This is a genomic window from Brevundimonas sp., assembly GCF_036402095.1.
Lineage (GTDB): Bacteria > Pseudomonadota > Alphaproteobacteria > Caulobacterales > Caulobacteraceae > Brevundimonas.
Genome location: NZ_DASWTO010000067.1, coordinates 14,200 through 33,587, shown reverse-complemented (window position 1 = coordinate 33,587; position 19,388 = coordinate 14,200). Strand labels below are relative to the sequence as shown.

At 69.4% G+C, this 19,388-nt stretch carries 18 protein-coding genes and 2 tRNA genes; 10 read left to right on the top strand and 10 right to left on the bottom strand.

Going from position 1 to position 19,388, the window contains the following annotated elements:
* Positions 1-313: 313 nt before the first annotated feature.
* Positions 314-1,708 (bottom strand): methylenetetrahydrofolate--tRNA-(uracil(54)-C(5))-methyltransferase (FADH(2)-oxidizing) TrmFO, encoded by a 1,395-nt coding sequence (trmFO, locus tag VGD32_RS05815; protein WP_331030958.1) that lies wholly within the window; start codon positions 1,706-1,708, stop codon positions 314-316.
* A gap of 106 nt (positions 1,709-1,814) precedes the next feature.
* Here trmFO and VGD32_RS05810 point away from each other — a divergent pair, with 106 nt between their 5' ends.
* Both VGD32_RS05810 and VGD32_RS05805 read left to right on the top strand, forming a co-directional pair.
* Positions 1,815-2,771: a hypothetical protein gene (locus VGD32_RS05810; protein WP_331030957.1), complete on the top strand. Its 957-nt coding sequence runs from the start codon at positions 1,815-1,817 to the stop codon at positions 2,769-2,771.
* Between the two features lie 29 nt (positions 2,772-2,800).
* Positions 2,801-3,730, top strand: coding sequence for a hypothetical protein (locus tag VGD32_RS05805; RefSeq protein ID WP_331030956.1), 930 nt, complete (start codon positions 2,801-2,803; stop codon positions 3,728-3,730).
* Positions 3,731-3,742: 12 nt separating this feature from the next.
* Here the strand turns inward: VGD32_RS05805 and uvrA are convergent, their stop codons facing one another.
* Positions 3,743-6,646 carry an excinuclease ABC subunit UvrA gene (gene uvrA, locus VGD32_RS05800; RefSeq protein WP_331030955.1) on the bottom strand — a complete coding sequence of 968 codons (2,904 nt, stop codon included), beginning with the start codon at positions 6,644-6,646 and terminating at the stop codon, positions 3,743-3,745.
* Between the two features lie 174 nt (positions 6,647-6,820).
* Complete coding sequence (locus tag VGD32_RS05795; protein ID WP_331030954.1) at positions 6,821-7,309, bottom strand: group III truncated hemoglobin; 489 nt, start codon at positions 7,307-7,309, stop codon at positions 6,821-6,823.
* A 235-nt stretch (positions 7,310-7,544) separates the two neighbouring features.
* Between VGD32_RS05795 and VGD32_RS05790 the strand changes: the two genes are divergently transcribed.
* Positions 7,545-9,170 (top strand): ABC-F family ATP-binding cassette domain-containing protein, encoded by a 1,626-nt coding sequence (locus VGD32_RS05790; RefSeq protein WP_331030953.1) that lies wholly within the window; start codon positions 7,545-7,547, stop codon positions 9,168-9,170.
* On the opposite strand, the gene VGD32_RS05785 is transcribed toward VGD32_RS05790, so the two are convergent.
* Genes VGD32_RS05785 through VGD32_RS05775 form a run of 3 tightly spaced genes read right to left on the bottom strand, consistent with a single transcriptional unit; the run spans position 9,154 to position 10,999 of the window.
* Positions 9,154-9,597, bottom strand: a complete 444-nt coding sequence (locus VGD32_RS05785; RefSeq protein WP_331030952.1) for a flagellar basal-body protein FlbY — start codon at positions 9,595-9,597, stop codon at positions 9,154-9,156. The two genes, VGD32_RS05790 and VGD32_RS05785, sit on opposite strands and share 17 nt — an antisense overlap.
* Complete coding sequence (locus VGD32_RS05780) at positions 9,594-9,890, bottom strand: rod-binding protein (protein ID WP_331030951.1); 297 nt, start codon at positions 9,888-9,890, stop codon at positions 9,594-9,596. The genes VGD32_RS05785 and VGD32_RS05780 overlap by 4 nt, the downstream gene beginning before the upstream one ends.
* Before the next feature lie 2 nt (positions 9,891-9,892).
* Positions 9,893-10,999, bottom strand: coding sequence for a flagellar basal body P-ring protein FlgI (locus VGD32_RS05775; RefSeq protein ID WP_331030950.1), 1,107 nt, complete (start codon positions 10,997-10,999; stop codon positions 9,893-9,895).
* 183 nt (positions 11,000-11,182) lie between these two features.
* Here VGD32_RS05775 and VGD32_RS05770 point away from each other — a divergent pair, with 183 nt between their 5' ends.
* From VGD32_RS05770 to gltX, 3 genes are all read left to right on the top strand, one after another.
* Complete coding sequence (locus VGD32_RS05770) at positions 11,183-11,608, top strand: flagellar assembly protein FliX (RefSeq protein WP_331030949.1); 426 nt, start codon at positions 11,183-11,185, stop codon at positions 11,606-11,608.
* 182 nt (positions 11,609-11,790) lie between these two features.
* Positions 11,791-12,219, top strand: coding sequence for an RNA polymerase-binding protein DksA (gene dksA, locus VGD32_RS05765; protein ID WP_331030948.1), 429 nt, complete (start codon positions 11,791-11,793; stop codon positions 12,217-12,219).
* A 69-nt stretch (positions 12,220-12,288) separates the two neighbouring features.
* On the top strand, positions 12,289-13,623 hold the full coding sequence (gltX, locus tag VGD32_RS05760; protein ID WP_331030947.1) for a glutamate--tRNA ligase: 1,335 nt from the start codon (positions 12,289-12,291) through the stop codon (positions 13,621-13,623).
* A gap of 71 nt (positions 13,624-13,694) precedes the next feature.
* On the opposite strand, the gene VGD32_RS05755 is transcribed toward gltX, so the two are convergent.
* Both VGD32_RS05755 and VGD32_RS05750 read right to left on the bottom strand, forming a co-directional pair.
* Positions 13,695-13,985, bottom strand: a complete 291-nt coding sequence (locus VGD32_RS05755) for a CC_3452 family protein (RefSeq protein ID WP_331030946.1) — start codon at positions 13,983-13,985, stop codon at positions 13,695-13,697.
* 125 nt (positions 13,986-14,110) lie between these two features.
* Entirely contained in the window at positions 14,111-14,713 is a 603-nt protein-coding gene (locus VGD32_RS05750) for a TIGR00730 family Rossman fold protein (RefSeq protein ID WP_331030945.1), read from the bottom strand.
* A gap of 82 nt (positions 14,714-14,795) precedes the next feature.
* Between VGD32_RS05750 and VGD32_RS05745 the strand changes: the two genes are divergently transcribed.
* Positions 14,796-15,545, top strand: a complete 750-nt coding sequence (locus tag VGD32_RS05745; RefSeq protein ID WP_331030944.1) for a hypothetical protein — start codon at positions 14,796-14,798, stop codon at positions 15,543-15,545.
* A 164-nt stretch (positions 15,546-15,709) separates the two neighbouring features.
* Here the strand turns inward: VGD32_RS05745 and VGD32_RS05740 are convergent.
* Positions 15,710-15,784, bottom strand: a tRNA-Thr gene (locus tag VGD32_RS05740).
* A gap of 68 nt (positions 15,785-15,852) precedes the next feature.
* Here VGD32_RS05740 and VGD32_RS05735 point away from each other — a divergent pair.
* Positions 15,853-16,650 carry an RNA methyltransferase gene (locus tag VGD32_RS05735; protein ID WP_331030943.1) on the top strand — a complete coding sequence of 266 codons (798 nt, stop codon included), beginning with the start codon at positions 15,853-15,855 and terminating at the stop codon, positions 16,648-16,650.
* A 233-nt stretch (positions 16,651-16,883) separates the two neighbouring features.
* On the opposite strand, the gene VGD32_RS05730 is transcribed toward VGD32_RS05735, so the two are convergent.
* Positions 16,884-16,957 (bottom strand) — tRNA-Cys (locus tag VGD32_RS05730).
* A gap of 153 nt (positions 16,958-17,110) precedes the next feature.
* On the opposite strand from VGD32_RS05730, the gene VGD32_RS05725 reads away from it, so the two are divergent.
* Positions 17,111-17,740 (top strand): protein-L-isoaspartate O-methyltransferase, encoded by a 630-nt coding sequence (locus VGD32_RS05725; protein WP_331030942.1) that lies wholly within the window; start codon positions 17,111-17,113, stop codon positions 17,738-17,740.
* A gap of 121 nt (positions 17,741-17,861) precedes the next feature.
* Entirely contained in the window at positions 17,862-19,343 is a 1,482-nt protein-coding gene (locus tag VGD32_RS05720) for a TolC family outer membrane protein (protein ID WP_331030941.1), read from the top strand.
* Positions 19,344-19,388: the final 45 nt, after the last annotated feature.

Sequence of the window (19,388 nt, the reverse complement as noted above, 5' to 3'; positions counted from 1 at the left end):
CATCATGGTGGTGACGTCGCCGTTGACCTTCCACGCCACGGAGTCGGACGGAAACAGCGCATCCGCCCGCCGCAGCACCGGCCGCTCGCCCTTCGAGGCGTCGTTGAAGACGTCGGCGATCTTCTGGCGGACGGCGCGTTTGGCGAGATCGAGGATCATCGCCCCCTCTCCCCCTGCGGGAGAGGGAGATCGCGCACGAAGGCGCAAGCCTTCGTTCTTGCGCGGTCGGGTGAGGGGTTGCGCCGGCGCGGCCGGTGCGACCCCTCATCCGGCCCTTCGGGCCACCTTCTCCCGCAAGGGGATAAGGGCTTCATCAGCGGTCCCGCCACGCCTTCAGCGCCTCGATGGCCCGCACGCTCATCAGCCGCTTCTTCGCCCGCCCGCGATCCTTCGGCGGAATCTTCTTGCCCTCGGCGTCGACCTTCGGCGCCTCGAGCGGCGGCAGCAGACCGTAGTTGATGTTCATCGGCTGGAATTTCGAGCCTTCGAGATGTCCGCCGGTGATGTGCTCGACCAGGGCGCCCATCGCCGTCTCGGGCGGCGGCGGGGCGAGGTCGCGGCCCAGCGCCTGGGCGGCCGCGAGCCGGCCGGTCAGCAGGCCCATGGCGGCGCTCTCCACATAGCCCTCGACCCCCGTGACCTGCCCGGCGAACCTCAGGCGCGGCATGGTCTTCAGACGCAGCTGGCGGTCCAGCAGCTTCGGCGAGTTGAGGAAGGTGTTGCGGTGCAGGCCGCCGAGCCGGGCGAACTGGGCGTCCTGCAGGCCGGGGATCATGCGGAACACCTCGGCCTGGGCGCCGTGCTTCAGCTTGGTCTGGAAGCCGACCATGTTGAACAGCGTCCCCAGCGCATTGTCCTGACGCAACTGGACGATGGCGTGGGCCTTGACCTGCGGATCGCGCGGATTGGTCAGGCCGACCGGCTTCATCGGCCCGTGGCGCAGCGTTTCGCGGCCGCGCTCGGCCATCACCTCGATGGGCAGGCAGCCGTCGAAATAGGGGACGTTCTCCCACTCCTTGAACTCGGCCTTGGGGCCGGCCAGCAGGGCGTCGATGAAGGCGTCGTACTGCTCGCGGTTCATCGGGCAGTTGACGTAGGCGGCGGCGTCTCCGCCCGGGCCTTCCTTGTCGTAGCGCGACTGCCGCCAGGCGATGTCGAAGTCGATCGAGTCGGCGTGGACGATCGGGGCGATGGCGTCGAAGAAGCTGAGGCTCTCCTCGCCGGTGGCCTTCAGGATGGCCTCGGCGAGGGCGGGGGAGGTCAGCGGCCCGGTGGCGACGATGACGTTGTCCCAGTCCTCGGGGGGCAGTCCGGCGATCTCCTCGCGCACGACGGTGACCAGCGGATGCGCCTCCAGCCTGGCCGTCACCGCCTGCGAGAAGCCCTCGCGGTCGACCGCCAGAGCGCCGCCGGCCGGCACCTGGTTGGCGTCGCCGCAGGCCATGATGACCGAGTCCAGCGCGCGCATCTCGGCGTGCAACAGGCCGACGGCGTTGTACTCCCAGTCGTCCGACCGGAACGAATTCGAGCACACCAGCTCGGCGAGGCCGTCGGTGTGATGGGCGTCGGTCTTCACGCCGGGCACGCCGCGCATCTCGTGCAGGATGACGGGCACGCCGGCGCTTGCGATCTGCCAGGCGGCCTCCGAGCCGGCGAGGCCGCCGCCGATGACGTGGACGGGGGAGGGGGAGGGGGAGGAGGCGTTCATCGCGGCTTTCTAGTCATGACGGACCGCCCCGTCAGCCTCCCAAATCGATGGCGCTTGGGTCGCAAGCGTCGCTGTGGTTAATATGCGCGGCCGGGGAGGGCGAACCATGAAGACATTCTCTGTTTCGGAGGCGGTAGCCGAGCCGTTCCGGCAGGCCGGGCGCCGGCCGATGGCGACGATCATCTGGGGACTGGTGCTGTTGGCGCCGAGCGTGCTCGCCTTCTGGGCGATGATCCCCCTGCTGTCCGAAATGGCGGCTGCGGGAGCGTTCGAACCCGGCGGGGCGGCCGATGGCCCGCCGTTCGACGACTTCGGCGCGATGATGCAGTTCCAGGCCTGGTCCCATCTGGCCAATTTGCTGCAGTTGCTGGGCGCCCTGTTCGTCACCACGGCGGTGATCCGGGCCGTTTTCGCGGGCCGGCGCGGCGACGGCGCCGCCTTCCTCCGCGTCAGCGTACACGAGCTGTACGTCGCCGTCGTGGGCGTGACGATCGTCATAGGTGTGATCATCGCCATGGTCGCAGTGGTCCTGCTGGCGGTCGGAATCGGTCTGGCCCTCTCGGGCCTGCCCGACCCGTGGCGAGCCCTGGTCTATGTGGCCATGGGCGTCGCGATCGCGCTCGGCTTCCTCGCGCTGTGGGGGCGGTTGGCCCTGATCGCGCCGGCCAGCCTTCGTTACGACACCATAGCCTTCGTCGAGGGCTGGAAGCTGGGCGGCGGGCAGACGTGGCGGCTGATGGGGCTGCTGATCGTCCAGTTCCTGATCGCCATGGTGCTCGGCATGGCCCTGCTGCTGCTGATCGTCATCGTCGCCCTGATCGTCGGTGGCGGCGTCGCGGTGACCAATCCCGACGCCATGTTGGCGTGGCTGCAGGGACTGCCCGAGCAGCCCGCGCTGCTGCTCGGGGTGGCTGTGGTGCTGCTGCTGCCCATGGCCTGGATTCAGGGGTTCTCGCAACTGCTGGCCACCGCGCCGTTCGCCAGGGCCGTGCTCGACCTGGCGACGGAGCCCGGGACGGCCCCGGAAGCGATTTCCACTGACACCGCCCCGATGGGCGACTAGATTCCGGCCCGTCGGAACAGGAGGGGATGATGACGTTTTCCGCCAGCGATGCGGCCTTCGAGGGTTTCCGCCTCGTCAGACGAAAGCCGATGGCGCTTGTGGCCTGGACGCTGCTGTACGCCGTGCTGAGCCTCGCCAGCCTGTTCGCCATGTCCAGCGCGATAGAGCCGCTCATGGCCTGGGCCGAGCGCATGGAGGCGCTGGACTCGGGAACGGCGACACCCTCCGCGGAAGAGGTGCTCGCCGCGTTCCAGGGGCTGGGCGAAGTGATGCTGAGCCTGGCGTGGCTCATTCCCGTTTCGCTGATCGTCGGCGCCATGCTGATGGCGGCGGTCGCGCGGGCCGTGCTGAATCCCCGCGCGGGCGGGTTCGGCTATCTCCGGCTCGGCATGGACGAGCTGCGGGTGTTCGTCGTCACCCTCGTGCTGGCCATCCTCATGTTTTGCGCCTGGGTCGCTGTCGGCGCGCTGGTCGGCGTGCTTGCGGGCATCGCCGGCGCGACGGGAGCGAACTGGCTGTGGCTGGTGGTGATCCTCGGCGGCCTCGCCGGCGTCGGGGCGGTCATCTGGCTCGCCATCCGACTCAGCCTGGCCGTCCCCATCACCGTGGCCGAAAACCGGTTCGCCTTCTTTGATTCCTTCGGGGTCACCAAGGGCCGTTTCTGGCCCCTCTTCGGCATGGCCGTCATCACCATCGTCATGGTGCTCGTGGTCCAGTTCCTCCTGGGAATCGTGACCATGCCGCTCGCCCTGATGACCGGGCAGCAGATGTGGACCTTCGGCGCCGGGCAGGATCCCGAGGCGCTCAGGACGGCGCTCGACGTGACCAACCCCTGGGTCATCGCCTCGGCGCTGGCCGAGGCCGTGGTCTACGCCCTGACGGTCGGGGTGATGTACGCGCCGTTCGCGGCGGCCTATCGCGACATCAAGGGACTGGGGGCGGAGACGCCCACCGCCTGAGCCGGCGGGCTCTCAGGCCCGCTTCTTCAGCGCCGCCACCCGCGCCTTGCGGCGCTGTTCGTGCCGGTCCAGCACCTCCTTGAGGTATTTGCCGGTCCAGCTGTCCGGATTGGCGGCGACCTGTTCGGGCGTGCCGACGGCGACGATCTCGCCACCGCCGTCGCCGCCCTCGGGCCCGAAGTCGAGCAGCCAGTCCGCCACCTTGATGACGTCGAGATTGTGCTCGATGACGACGATGGTGTTGCCGTTGTCGACCAGCTCCTGCAGCACCTCGAGCAGCTTGCGCGTATCCTCGAAATGCAGGCCGGTGGTCGGCTCGTCGAGGATGTAGAGGGTCTTGCCGGTCGCCCGCTTGGACAGCTCCTTGGACAGCTTGACCCGCTGCGCCTCGCCGCCGGACAGGGTGGTCGCCGACTGGCCGACCTTCACATAGCCGAGGCCGACCCGGTTCAGGGTCAGCATCTTGTCGCGGATCGACGGCACGGCCTTGAAGAAGCTGGCGGCCTCTTCAACCGTCATATCCAGAACGTCGGATATGCTCTTGCCCTTGAAGACGATTTCCAGCGTCTCGCGGTTGTAGCGCCGGCCCTTGCAGACGTCGCAGGTGACGTAGACGTCGGGCAGGAAATGCATCTCGATCTTGATCAGGCCGTCGCCCTGGCAGGCCTCGCAGCGCCCGCCCTTGACGTTGAAGCTGAACCGTCCGGGTCCGTAGCCGCGCGCCTTTGACTCCGGCAGGCCGGCGTACCAGTCGCGGATCGGCCCGAAGGCGCCGGTGTAGGTGGCGGGATTCGAGCGCGGCGTACGGCCGATCGGGCTCTGGTCGATGTCGATGACCTTGTCGAACAGCTCCAGCCCCTCGATCCGGTCGAATGGGGCCGGCGCGTCCGAGGCGTTATGCAGGCGCCGCGCGGCCGCCGTGTAGAGGGTCTCGATGGTGAAGGTCGACTTGCCCCCGCCGGAGACGCCGGTGACGCAGGTGAACAGGCCGCCGGGGATCTCGCCGGTGACGCTCTTCAGATTGTTGCCGGTGGCGCCGCTGATCTTCAGCATCCGCTTGCGGTCGACCGGGCGGCGGCCCTCCGGCGGCAGCTCGATCTCGCGTTCGCCGGTCAGATATTTGCCGGTCAGGGAGTTCGGGTTGGCCATGACATCGGCCGGCGTGCCCTGGGCGCAGACCTCGCCGCCGTGGATGCCCGCCGCCGGCCCCATGTCGATGACATAGTCGGCCGTCAGGATGGCCTCCTCGTCGTGCTCGACCACCAGCACGGAGTTGCCGAGATCGCGCAGCCCGCGCAGGCTTTCCAGCAGGCGCGAGTTGTCGCGCTGGTGCAGCCCGATCGATGGTTCGTCGAGCACGTACAGCACGCCGGTCAGACCCGAGCCGATCTGCGACGCCAGCCGGATGCGCTGGCTCTCGCCGCCGGACAGGGTGCCCGAGGACCGCGACAGGCTGAGGTAGTCCAGGCCGACGTTGTTGAGGAAGCGCAGCCGGTCGGTGATCTCCTTCAGGATGCGGCGGCCGATCTCCATCTGCTTGTCGGTCAGCTTGTCCGCCAGCGCCGTGAACCACTCGTGCGCGTGCTTGATCGACAGCCATGACACCTCGGCGATGTCCGTGCCGGCGACCTTGACCGCCAGCGCCTCCGGCTTGAGGCGTTTGCCGCCGCAGGCTTCGCACGGCGTCTCCGACTGGAACCGGCCCAGTTCCTCGCGCACCCAGGCGCTGTCAGTCTCGCGCCAGCGCCGCTCAAGGTTCGGCAGCACGCCCTCGAATGCCTTCGACACCTCATAGGTGCGGGCGTTGTCGTCGTAGCGGAATTTGATCTTCTCGGCGCCGGTGCCGTGCAGGATCACCTGCTGCGCCTGCGCCGGCAGTTCGCGCCACGGCTTGTCCATCGAGAAGCCGTAGTGGCGGCTCAGCGACTGCAGCGTCTGGGTGTAGAGGGGCGAAGGCCCGCGCGACCACGGCGCGACCGCGCCCTTGTGCAGGCTCTTGTCGCGGTCCGGGATCACCAGATCGGCGTCGAACGCCAGCTTGACGCCCAGCCCGTCGCAGACGGGACAGGCGCCGAAGGGGTTGTTGAACGAGAACAGCCGCGGTTCGATCTCGCTGATGGTGAAGCCGGACACCGGGCAGGCGAACTTCTCCGAGAAGGTCAGGCGGCGCGGCGCCTCGCCCTCGGGCGTAGTGGCCCACTCGGCCACGGCGATCCCGTCCGCCAGCCCCAGCGCGGTCTGCAGGCTGTCGGCGTATCGGCCTTCCAGCCCGGCCTTGGTGACGATCCGGTCGACGACGATGTCGATGTCGTGCTTGAATTTCTTGTCGAGCGCCGGGGCGTCCTCGATGGCGTAGAACACGCCGTCAATCTTGAGCCGCTGGAAGCCCGAGCGCTGCCACTCGGCGATCTCCTTGCGGTACTCGCCCTTGCGGCCGCGGACGACCGGCGCCAGCAGCAGGATGCGCTCGCCCTCGGGCAGTGCGGTCAGCTTGTCGACCATCATCGAGATCGTCTGGCTCTCGATCGGCAGGCCGGTCGCCGGCGAGTAGGGCACGCCGACCCGCGCCCACAGCAGGCGCATGTAGTCGTGGATCTCGGTCACCGTGCCGACGGTCGAGCGCGGGTTTTTCGAGGTCGTCTTCTGTTCGATGGAGATGGCCGGGCTCAATCCCTCGATCAGGTCCACGTCCGGCTTGCCCATCAGCTCCAGGAACTGGCGGGCGTAGGCGCTCAGCGACTCGACGTAGCGGCGCTGGCCCTCCGCGTAGATGGTGTCGAACGCCAGCGACGACTTGCCCGAGCCCGACAGGCCGGTCATCACCACCAGCTGCTCGCGCGGAATGTCGAGGTCGACCCCCTTGAGATTGTGCTCGCGGGCGCCGCGCACGCGGATGAAGTTGTGCTTTTCGGTCATGAGGCCTGAAGGCTTGGGAGTCCGGGAACGCGGAGGGGCCGGGCAAGCTCCGGCGCGACAGCGCTATATGGGGATCAGTTCGCGGGATTCAGCAAGAACATTGTAGGAACAAACCGTCCGCCGCGCCAGTCTGCTGCCAGATTCTGTCAGCAGGGCCGGGCGGGCGCGGCCGCTTTAGCCCCCCGGCGACCACGCCTCAGTCGGCCGCAGATAGCGCTCGCCCTTGCCCAGCAGCACGCCGTTGGCCCCGGCGATGCCCAGCTCGAGGCTTTCGGCGATGCGGCGGGCGCGCTCGATGAAGTGGTCGGCGGCGGCGGGTGGGCACAGCTCGCGGGCCGTCGCCTCGAACAGCTCCAGCCAGCGGTCGAAATGGCGCGCGTCGACCGGCAGGGGCAGGTGCTTCGGCATCGGCCGTCCGTGATAGACGCCGCTCATCAGGGCTACCGACGACCAGAACAGCCGCATCTGCTCCAGGTGAGGGCCCCAGTCGCTGATGCGGTCATTGAAGACCGGGCCGATCACCGGATCGGCGCGCACGCGGTCGTAGAAGCCGTCGACGAGCCGGGCGATCATGACCTCGTCGATGCCGGTTTCGGCGCGAATGCGGTCGACGATCGCCGCGCGGCGGCCGGCGGCGTCCTGGGGGTCGGCGGTCTGGTCCATGGCCGCCCATTTAGGGCCGCGGCCCTGTCGAAACCAGCGGCCGCGGCGTCGCAACGCCCCCTGAAGCGGGCCTGGTAACGGCATCGTCAGGAGCGGCCCGCCGCGAAATTGCTTGCGGCGCCGCGGCTTCGCACCCATTCTGCCGGTTCGAGTGAGTTCACTGGAGGCCCGACGAAGATGATCAGCGCGCTGGGAATTGGTTTCGCCCTTTCCGCTTCGCTGCTCGCGTTCGTCCATGTCCTCACCCAGCCTCGCCCCAGGCCCGTCCCCATCCGCATTCGTGACGCTCGATCGCGTCGCGGCCCGGACGCCTGACGGCCACACCCTTTTTTCCAACCTGAGCCTCGCCTTCGGGCGCGAGCGGACGGGTCTCGTCGGCCGTAACGGCGTCGGCAAGACCACGCTGCTGCGCCTCGTCATGGCCCGGGGTGAACCCGTCGAAGGCTCAGTGTCGCGCACGGGCAAGGTCGGCTGGCTTGAGCAAAGGCGCGAGCCCGGACCCGGCGAAACGGTCCTCGATCTTCTCGGCGCCGCGACGGCCATGACGGTCGTACGCCGGGTGCTGGCCGGGGAGGGCGCGCCCGACGATCTCGCCGACGCCGACTGGACCCTTGAGGGCCGGATCGGGAGCGCCCTTGCCGACGTCGGCCTGCCCGAACTCGACATCGACCGCCCGGCGACGACCTTGAGCGGCGGCGAACAGACGCGGGTGCGGCTGGCCCGCGTGCTGCTGCACGAGCCGGATCTGCTGGTGCTGGACGAGCCGACCAATCATCTGGACGCCGACGGCCGCGCCGCCATCGAAGGCCTGCTGAATCGCTGGAAGGGCGGCGCCCTCGTGGTCAGCCACGACCGCGCGCTGTTGCGGCGCATGGACCGCATCGTCGAACTGTCCGGCCTCGGAGTCGCCGTCTATGGCGGCGGCTACGACCTCTACGCCGAGCGAAAGGCGGCTGAGCGGGCGGCGGCGGAACGCGACCTCGAGATCGCCGCACGCAGCGCCGCCCAGGTCGCGCGCGAGAGCCAGAAAGCGCTGGAGAAGAAGGCCCGGCGCGACAAGGCCGGGCGGGCCTTCGCAGCGAAGAAGTCGGAGCCGAAAATCCTGCTGGGGGCGATGGCCGAACGGGCCGAGAACTCCGGGGCTCGCGAAAGCCTTCTGGCGCAACGCCGGGCCGCCGAAGCCGAGGCTGAACTCAACGAGGCGCGCGAGCGGGTCGAGCGTGTCCGGGCCATAGCCATTCCCATGCCGTCGACCGGCCTCGCGTCAGGCAAGACCGTGCTGGTCCTCAACCAGGCCATCCTGGATGCGCCCGACGGCCGGCGCGTCGTCGGACCCGTCTCGCTTCGGATGACCGGTCCGGAGCGGGTGGCGATCAACGGTCCCAACGGCGCGGGCAAGACCACCCTGTTGCGTCTGATCTCCGGAGACCTCGCCCCGACGGCCGGCCGGGTCGAGCGCCACGTGCCGGCGGCGCTGCTCGATCAGGAGACGGCGGTGCTGCGGCCGGACGAGACGCTTCTCGAGGCGTGGCGCCGCCTCAATCCCGGGGGCACGGTCAACGAGGCCCACGCGGCGCTGGCCCGCTTTCTGTTCCGCAATACGGCGGCGCAGCGCATCGTCGGAACCCTGTCAGGCGGCGAGCGGCTGCGCGCCGCCCTGGCCTGCGTCATGGCCGGCGCCCGGCCGCCGCAACTGCTGATCCTCGACGAGCCGACGAATCACCTCGATCTCGACTCGCTCGCGGCCGTGGAGGCGGCGCTGACCGCCTACGACGGCGCCCTGATCGTGGTCAGCCACGACCCTGACTTCCTGCGCGCGGTCGGCGTGGAGAGGACGATCGAACTCAGGCGGTGCGATTGAACGCCACGGCCCGTCCGTCGCCGGTGTTGGCCCGTCCGCTGGCGCCATAGGCCGACGGGCTGCCACGCTGGGCTGCGACCTCGGCGGCGATGGTCTTGACCAGACCCTCGGAGATGATGCGCGCGGCCTCGATGGCGCGGGAATGGCGGCTCAGGACCGCCTCGAACGCCTCGGTCACACGGATCAGGGCCTTGCGGTCGCTCGCCGGGGCGGCGGCCAGCACCGTGGGATTGGCCTTCACCTGGGCCGACTCGCGCCGGTAGGCGTTCGCGAGGTCCTGCGTGCCCGCCAGCGTGGCCGCGGCGTCCTGCGGCCGGTGCGCCTCAAACGCCCTGGCCTCGGCGCCCAGACTGGCGGTCAGCCGTTCGGTCAGGTCGATCAACTGCCGCACGCGGGCAGTGGCGTTGAGTTCGGCGGTTCCGGTCATTGGGCCTGCTCCTGCATCTTCACCATCTGGGCGACGACCTGATCGGCCAGGCCGATGCCCCCGGCCTTGACGGTCTGCCTGGCCATGGCCTCGATCATGAAGCCGCGCCATGTGCCCTCGGCCTCGCCGCCGCCGAACGGCGCTTCCGTCGAGAGACCTTCGAACATCGGCTTCAGCATCTGCGCCAGGAACGAGGCCTCGAACGCCTCGGCCGTTTCGCGCATACGGGCGGTGGGCGGCGGCGCCGACGGCGTGGGCTGGAGCAGGGAAGGGGAGACGGCCAGGTCGCTCATGCTCACATCACCTCGATTTCGGCCTGCAGCGCGCCCGCCGCCTTGATGGCCTGCAGGATGCTGATCATGTCGCGCGGGCTGACACCGAGGGCGTTGAGGCCGTTGACGAGATCGGAGAGGGATGCGCCGCCGCCGACGATGCGCATCTGCCGGCCGAGCTCCTCCTCGACCGAGACGTCGGACTGCGGCACGACCACGGTCTCGCCGCCGCGGCTGAAGGGTTCCGGCTGACTGACCATCGGCGATTCCTGCACCGAGACGGTCAGATTGCCCTGGGCGATGGCCACGGTGGAGACCCGCACCGCATCGCCCATGACGATGACGCCGTTGACCTCGTCGATGATCACCTTGGCCGGGGCGTCGACCGCCACCGGCAGGTTCTCGACCCGGCTGATGAAGCCCGCCATCCCCATCTGGCCGGGGGCGCGGAGGGCGATGACGGTGCCGTTCTCGGCCAGGGCGGCGTTCGGATAGACCTGATTGATGGCGGCGGCGACGCGCTGGGCCGTGGTGAAGTCGGGGTTGCGCAGGGTCAGCCGCACCTCGTTCATATTGGCCAGCTGAAAGCCGGTCTCGCGCTCGACGGTGGCCCCCGAGGCGATGCGGCCCGCTGTGGGCACGCCGCGCGTCACCGACGAGCCGGAGGCCCCTGAGGCCGAGACCGCGCCGGTCTGGATGGACCCCTGCGCCACCGCATAGACCTCGCCGTCGGCGCCCTGCAGGCTGGTGACCAGCAAGGTGCCGCCCAGCAGGCTCTTGGCGTCGCACATCGACGAGACGCTGACGTCGATGCGGGAGCCGGGCGTGGCGAACGGCGGCAGTTCGGCCGTGACCATGATCGCCGCCATGTTCTTGGAGTTGGCGTTGGAGCCGCGGATGTTGACCCCGAGCCGCTCGGTCATGCCCTCCAGCGACTGGCGGGTGAAGGGGCAGTTGCGCAGGGAGTCGCCGGTGCCGTTCAGGCCGACGACCAGGCCGTAGCCGACCAGCTGGTTGGTGCGGACGCCCTCCACCGCGGCGATGTCCTTGATCCGCGACTGGGCCGCCGCCGGCGCTGCGAATCCGGCCAGGGCGGCGGCGGTCAGGAGGGAGGCGAGCAGTTTCTGCATCGGTACGGTGTCCGCGAACTGTTGTGCCCACCGTGATGCCAGCGCCGTGCCAGGCGAAAAAGCCAGTGAATTCAGTGCATGCTCCAGATTTGCGTCGGATCGATGCGGCAGAAACTGCCGGGGCGTTAACCAAACGGTGACCCGGCGCCGACGATGGTCGGGCAAGTGCTGGAGTCGTAATCCATGAAGGTCACCGGCCCATCCGGACCGTCCGCCTCCCAGGGAGCGCGCCCCGCGAAAGCGGCGGGCGGCTTCTCCGTGCCCGCGTCAGGAGCCGGGGCTCCCGCCGGCGCGGCCACGACCACCGCGGCCGTTTCGGGCGTGGCCGGCGTTTCCGCCCTGATGGCGCTGCAGGGCGTCGAGGACGCCACCGAGCGCCGACGCCGGGCCATTCGCCGCGGCGGCGGCCTGCTGGACCGGCTGGACGAGCTGAAGCTGGCCCTGCTGGCGGGCGAGGCCGGCGAGGCGACGCTGGAACGTCTCGGCCGCGGCCTGCGCGAGGAGCGTCCGGTCGACCTCGACCCCGCTCTGAACAGCCTGCTGGCCCAGATCGATCTGAGGGCGGCGGTCGAGCTGGCCAAGGCCGATCTTCGCCGCAGCGCAGCATAAACCGGTGAAATCTTTCGCAAAAGCGTGATCGGCGAGCGCCGGGTGATGAAGAAATGTCACGCTCGGTCGCCGACCGGATCAATCGTCGGTCACGCTCGCGCGAGCGTTGTTGCCGCGACTCTCCACCATCCCTATACGCAAGCACTGCGCCACAGGGGGGCGCTGTTGAGAGCGTGAGTGCGATGAACGCATTGGCGTCTGCGAGTGAGCCGAACCACTATCGGCCCTCCGAGGACGAGCCGTTCATGAACGAACGGCAGCTGGCCTATTTCAAGGCCAAGCTCCTGGCCTGGAAGGACGAAATCCTTCGCGAGTCCAAGGGCACGGTGATCAACCTGAAGGCCGAGACGGAAAACCATCCCGATCTCGTCGACCGGGCGTCATCGGAATCCGACCGCGCGCTGGAACTGCGGACGCGCGACCGCCAGCGCAAGCTGATCTCCAAGATCGATGAAGCGCTGCGCCGCATCGAGGACGGCTCCTACGGCTACTGCGAGGAAACCGGCGAGCCGATCAGCCTCGGCCGGCTGGAAGCCCGGCCGACCGCCACCCTTTCGGTCGAGGCCCAGGAGCGGCACGAGCGTCGCGAGCGCGTCCACCGCGACGACTGAGCGACCGCCACGCCTTGACTTGGGCCGCCGCGGGCGCGACCTACGCGCCTCGCGTTTCAAGGTCGCTCCATGTCCGTCAAGGTTCGTTTCGCCCCGTCGCCGACGGGTAAGCTGCACGTAGGCAATGTGCGCACCGCCCTGGTGAACTGGATGTTCGCCAAGGGGCAGGGCGGCTCGTTCGTGCTGCGCATCGACGACACCGACCTCGCCCGCTCCACGCCCGAGTTCGAGCAGGGCATCGAGGACGATCTGGCCTGGCTCGGCCTGGTCTGGGACGAACGCCACAACCAGTCGAAACGGTTCGACCGCTACGAGGAGGCCGCCGCCCGGCTGAAGGCGTCCGGCCGGCTCTACGCCTGTTATGAAACCGCCGAGGAACTCGACCGCCGCCGAAAGGTGCAGCTGTCGCGCGGCCTGCCGCCGGTCTACGACCGCGCCGCCCTGCAGCTGACCGACGCCGAGAAGGCCGCCTACGAGGCCGAGGGCCGTCGCCCTCACTGGCGCTTCAAACTCGACGGCAAGCGGGTGGCCTGGGAGGATCTGTCGCGCGGCCACGCCGAGGTCGACACCGCCTCGATGTCCGATCCCGTCCTGATCCGTGAGGACGGCCTGTTCCTCTACACCCTGCCGTCTGTGGTCGACGACATCGACATGGCCATCACCCATGTGATCCGCGGTGAGGACCACGTCACCAACACCGGGGCCCAGATCGAGATCTTCGAGGCGCTGGGCGGACCCGTTCCGGCTTTCGCCCATATGCCCCTGCTGGTCGGCGCCGACGGTCAGGCCCTGTCCAAGCGGCTTGGATCGCTGTCGATCTCCGAAATGCGCGATCAGGGGTATGAGCCGATCGCCATCACCAGCCACCTCGGCCGTATCGGCACGTCCGATCCGCTGGAGGTCGCGGCCTCGATCGAAGCCCTGGGGGAAAGCTTCTCCTTCTCAAAGATGGGCCGTTCGCCGGCGCGGTACGACACCGCCGACCTCGACCGTCTGAACGCCCAGGCCCTGCATGCGATGGACTACCGGACGGCGCAGCCGAGGCTGGCCGCGCTCGGCTCTGACATGGGCGAGGCGGTCTGGAACGCCCTGCGCCCGAACCTGCAGAAGTTCGCCGATGTGGTTGATCTGGAACGGATCATCAGTGGACCCGTCACGCCGGTTGTCGAGGATCCGGCCTTCGCCGCCGCTGCGCTCGAAGTCCTGCCGGCGACGCTCGGACCCGACGCCTGGCCGGTCTGGACCAATGCCGTCAAGGAGCGCACGGGCGCCAAGGGCAAGGCCCTGTTCATGCCGCTGCGCCACATCCTGACCGGGCAGGAGCACGGTCCGGACATGGCGACCCTCGTGCCGCTGATCGGGCGTGAGCGCATCGTCAGACGCCTGACCGGCGAGACCGCCTGATCCCGCCCAGGCACGGAAAAGGGCCGCCCCGCCAAGGGACGGCCCTTGTCATCGTCCGAACGCTGCGACGGTCAGGCGTTGCAGGCGGCGATCTGTTCGGCCGTCAGGTCGACGCCCTTGTAGCTGAAGGCGGTCACCGGACCGAAGCGGGCCACGACCCGGCGGCAGGCGCGCGTGGCGGTCTGGCTGGCGCCGCCGTTGGCGGTGCAGGTCGCGCCTTCGCAGCGCCAGGCGGCGCCGTCGATGATGGTGCGGTTGGCAGGCGCCCGGGAGGCGTCGGCGAGCACAGCGCTCGAGACGGGGGCCTGGGCGACGGCCGGGGCGGCGACGAGCATGGCCGCGGCGATAAGCAGAGCACGCATGGGGAGGTCTCCGAAGATGGCATGGGCGTTGATCCGCCCGGCGACGCCAGTGTCCGTTTTCATACGCAACTGTCAAGCCGCGTTTTCAAAAGAGACGCACGATCCACTGACTGACCAGTGATTACTTATCGCTGATCATGTTGCAAGTGAGGCATCTCGTCCGAGGCCCGCACCGCCTCGATGGCCGCCGCCACCGTGTCGCAGACGACCCAGGCCTGGCGGAACGAGGCCGGGGTCATGCCCTCCTCGATGCTGTGCTCCATGACGGCCAGAAGGGCATCCCAGAAGCCGTTCAGATTCAGGAAGATGACCGGCTTGGCGTGCAGGTCGAGCCGCTTCCACGACAGCACCTCGATCGCCTCCTCCAGCGTGCCGACGCCGCCCGGCGCGACGACGAAGGCGTCCGACTGGTCGTACATGATGGTCTTGCGCTCGTGCATCGAGGGCACGACCAGGGTCTCCACCTCGTCGAACAGACGTTCGCGGCTGCGCAGGAACCCCGGCATCACGCCCAGCACCCGCCCGCCGGCGCCGTGGGCGGCCCGCGCCGAGGCGCCCATCAGGCCCACGCCGCCCCCGCCGTAGACGAGCCGCCAGCCCGCCCTGGCCGTCGCCTCGCCGAACGCCTTGGCCGCCGCCAGATACTCCGGGTGGACGGTCTCGGACGAGCCGCAGAACAGACAGACGGACTTGCCGTCGAACGGCTGGATGGTGACGGGGGACGACATGGAGCCTCTTGAAGACAGTGAAAGACAGCGGGCGTCCCGCCGCGCTATCTGGGTCGACACTCCTAACGGTCGGAGAGGCAGGATGAAACGGGCGATATTGTCCACGGTCGCGGCCGTGCTGGCGGCCGCCGCGGTCGCCTGTTCACCGGCTGCGCCCCGTCAGGCGGAAACCGGGCCGGAGGCCGACGGCGACTGGAGCCGTCCTCCCGCCATCGAACGCGTGGAACGGGCCGGGTCCGCCCTGATCGTATCCGGGGCCGCAGAGTCGCAGGCCCGCGTGGTCCTGCGCAGCGACGACGGCGCGGCTTTCGCGGCCTCCGCCGATCCTCGCGGCCGATTCGAGATCCGCCTGCCCGCACCGGTCGGACATCTGCTGCTTCGGCCCGAGACCCAGGTCGGCCAGGACACCATTCCATCGCCGGACCGGCTGCTGATCCTGGCGGCGGGGCAGGGGCCGATCGTCGTGCTTCGTCCGGGGGGAGCGACCCGCCGGCTGGACGCCGCACCGGCGCTCGGCGCGATCGACAGCGACGGCCGGATGCGACTGGCCTCCGGCCGCGCCGCCCCGGGGACCGACGGTGTCGAGGTGCGCAGCGGCGGTGAAATCCTGCAGGTCGCGCCCGATGCCCAGGGCCGCTGGAGCGTGATGCTGGCGCCGCGCGAGGGGTCCGAGCAGATCCATGTTGCGGGTCGCGACTTCACCTGGCCGGGAGAAGCGGCGCCGTCGCGGGACCTGACCGTCGAGAGATCCGGTTCCGGTTGGCGCATACGCTGGACCGGCCCGGGCGGCGCCCGCCAGTCCACCTGGCTGCCCGATCTGGCGGGACCGTGAGGTGGTTTACAGCCCGTTAACCAATTCAGTCGAACGAGGGGGCGTCTTCCTTGTTCGAGGACACCCACCATCACCGAACCACTTCAGCCCGGCGCTCGCGTCGGGCTTTTTTCTTGCCGGCGTCGGGCCATGACGTCCGTGGCGATGTGGGGGATGGGAGAGAGTGGCTCCGCGGGTAGGATTCGACCCTACGACCAGCCGATTACCCGTCGGCTGCTCTACCACTGAGCTACCGCGGAACACTTCCTCTCGGGAAGGCGCGCGCTATAGCAGCGCGAGTCAGGCTCACGCAACGGGAAATATCCGATTGCCCGCAATCCTCATCGACGATCCGCTGGACCCGCGCGTCGCGGCCTTCCGCGACATCCGCGAACGCGATCTGACGGGCCGGCAGGGCCTGTTCGTCGCCGAGGGCGAGGTGGTGCTGCGGGTCCTCGCCTCTCCGGCCTCCCTGTGCCGTCCGGTGGCGGCCCTCATCGCCGAAAGACGGCTCGCCGCCCTCGAGGACACGCTCGCGGCCCTGCCGCCGGACGCGCCCGTGTACTCGGCCGCGCAGCCGGTTCTCGATGGCGTGGCCGGCTTCCACCTCCACCGCGGCATTCTGGCGCTGGGCCGGAAGCCGGCCTCGCGGCCGCTGGAGGACGTGCTGGCCGGGGTGACCGAAGACGCCGTCGTGGTGCTGGCCTGCGGGATCGGCAATCACGACAACATGGGCGGCATATTCCGCGCCGCCGCGGCCTTCGGGGCCGGGGCCGTGCTGCTCGACGACCGCTGTTGCGATCCCTTTTACCGCAAGGCCATCCGCGTCTCGGTCGGAGCGGTCCTGCGCACCCCCATGGCCGCGGGCCTGGACGCAGCCGGCGCGATCGACGGGCTTAAGGCGGCGGGGTTCCGGGTCCTGGCCATGACTCCGTCCTCGCCGGCCCCGCTGCATCTTGCGTCGCGCGGCGGCCGGACGGCCATCGTGCTCGGCGCCGAGGGGCCCGGCCTTCCGAATCAGCTGCTTGCCCGCTGCGAGCCGATCGGCATTCCGATGTCGGGCGGCTTCGATTCCCTCAATGTGGCGACTGCGGGGGCGATCGCCCTGCATCATTTCACGCGATAGGCGAGAAGCGTTCACCAATCCGCGATTAACCCTTCGTATACCTTGATGAACGGCGCGATCTGTGGCGCTGTGCCGTGGTCCGGGGGGAGTAGGTCATGCTCGACAGCATTCTGTTTTTCGTGAACCGCAACGCGCGCGTGGCCGTGGCGATCACCATCGTCGCCGCGACGGTGAGTGCGGCCACGGTGATCGGCTGGGTGACCGCGCCCGTCTGAACTGTCCGAAAATCGCGATGGAGGCCTGACCGAGAATCGAACTCGGGTGCAAGGATTTGCAGTCCTCTGCGTAACCACTCCGCCATCAGGCCCTGGGGCCGACCCGGAAACCATTCCGGGCACGACCACGCCATCGCGAGGGGCGTTCGCTACCAGATCGGATTGTCGCCCGCAACGCACAGACCTATAAGCGCGCGAGATTTCCGGCGCGTGGTCGCGCCTTGCCTATTCGGGACGATCGACAGATGGATTTCGCCGCCGCGCGCAAGATCATGGTGGACAGCCAGGTCCGGGTGAACGACGTCACCGACCGCGACCTCCAGGCCGCGCTGCTCGCGGTGCCGCGCGAACGTTTCCTGCCCGCCGAACGCGCCTTCGCCGCCTATGCCGAGATGGAGCCGGAGATCGCCGCGGGCCGCCGCCTGATGCTGCCCCGCGACCTGTCCAAACTGCTGATGGCCCTGGATCTGCGCGCCGGCGAGACGGCCCTGGCCATCGCCGGCCCCTACGCCGCCGCCGTTCTCGCCCGGATGGGCCTGAAGGTCACGGCCCAGGAAGCCGACGCGGAAGTGCTCGAGGTCGTGGCCCCGGCGCTGGCCGAGGCCGGCGTCGACGGCGTCCTCTCGCCCTTCACCGCTCCGGTCGGCGAGGGCTACGACGTCATCGTCTCCGAGGCCGCCGCGCCGGTTCGCCCGGACGCCTGGCTGGCGGCCCTCAAGGTCGGCGGCCGCCTCGCCGTGGTCGAACGCTCCGGCCCCGCGGGGAAGGCCGTCCTCTATGTGAAGGGCGCCTCCGGCCTGTCGCGGCGTGAACTTTTCGATTCGGCGCCGCCCGTGCTGGCGGCGCTTGCGCCCGAGCCCGCCTTCGCCCTGTAGTCAGGGGCGCTTTCCGGGGGGCGCGTGAAAAAATCTTAACTGGCGCGGGAGGAAACCGTCCCGCATCAGGCCTATGGGATACAAAGGGGCGCGCATCCTTCCGCGCCAGGCAGGAACAGTCATGCTGAAACGTTCGCGCGTGCTCGCCTCGGTCGCCGCCATCGCCGTCGTCACCGGCATGGGCGCGCCCGTCTGGGCCGAAACGCTGCAGGAAGCGCTCGCCCTGGCTTACCAGACAAATCCGTCGCTGCTGGCCCAGCGCGCCAATCAGCGGGCGCTGGACGAATCGATCGTCCAGGCGCGGTCCGGGCTGCGCCCCCGGCTGGACGTCACCGTCAGCGGCAACTACGCCCGCGATTACAGCGACACCGCCTTCGATCCCGACAGCGACAGCGCATCGGCCAGCATCGGCCTGTCGCAGACGCTGTGGAGCGGCGGCCGCATCGGTCACGGCATCACCGCCGCCGAAGCCGACATCCTCGCCGGCCGCGAGAACCTGCGCGACATCGAACAGACCGTCCTGGCCTCGGTGATCCAGGCCTATGCGGACGTGATCCGCGACACCGAGATCCTGCGCATCCGCCAGGCCAATCTTGGCGTGCTCCAGCGCCAGCTGGAAGAGGCTTCGGCCCGCTTCGAGGTCGGCGAGATCACCCGCACCGACGTCGCCCAGTCGGAGGCCCGGCTGGCCCAGTCCGAGGCCGACCTGGCCAACGCCCAGGCGCAGCTGTCGGTCTCGCGCGCCTCCTACGCCGCCGTGGTCGGCCAGTCGCCGGGCGATCTGGCGCCGATGCCGGTGCTGCCGGGCGTGCCGACGGACTTCGACGCCGCCCTCGACGTGGCGCTGGCGGACAACCCCGGCATCCGGTCCGCCGCCTACAGCCTGCGGGCGGCCGAGGCCAATGTCGCCGCCGCCAAGGCCGAATACATGCCGTCGGCCCGCCTGACCGCGTCCTACGGTGGCTCCAACAGCGACTTCGACCAGATCAGCGACATCGGCGACGAGACCCGCCTGACGGCCGGCGCCACCGTTTCCATGCCGTTGTTCACCGGCGGCCTGAACGGCTCACGCGTCGCCCAGGCGCTCGAACGGGCCAACGTGGCCCAGATCAATGTCGAGGGCGAACGCCGCAACACCCTGCAGTCGGTCAGTTCGGCCTACGCCCAGGCCCTGTCGGCCCGCTCCAGCCTCGAGGCCGGAACGGAGGCCGTGCGCGCCGCCACCGTGGCCGCCGAGGGCGTGCGTCAGGAGGCCCAGGTCGGTCTGCGCACGACCCTGGACGTGCTGAACCAGGAACTGGAGCTGCGCAACGCCGAGATCACCCTGGCCAGCGCCCGACGCAACGAATACGTCGCCCAGGCCAATCTTCTGGCGGCCATGGGCCGGCTGGAAGGGGCCGATCTCGACCCCACGCTGGCCCTCTACGATCCCTCCGACAACTACGACCGCGTGCGCAATCGCGGAGCGCTGCCGTGGGACAGCCTGATCGAGGCGGTCGACCGCATCGTCGCGCCGCCGATCGTGCCGGCCACGGACGCCCCCGACGCGCCGATCGACCAGCAGCTCAAGTCCGAGATCGTCCAGACGGCGCCGCGGAACTGAGTCCGCGGCGGATCGCCTGGCAGGCGACCCCGGCGCGGGTCGTTA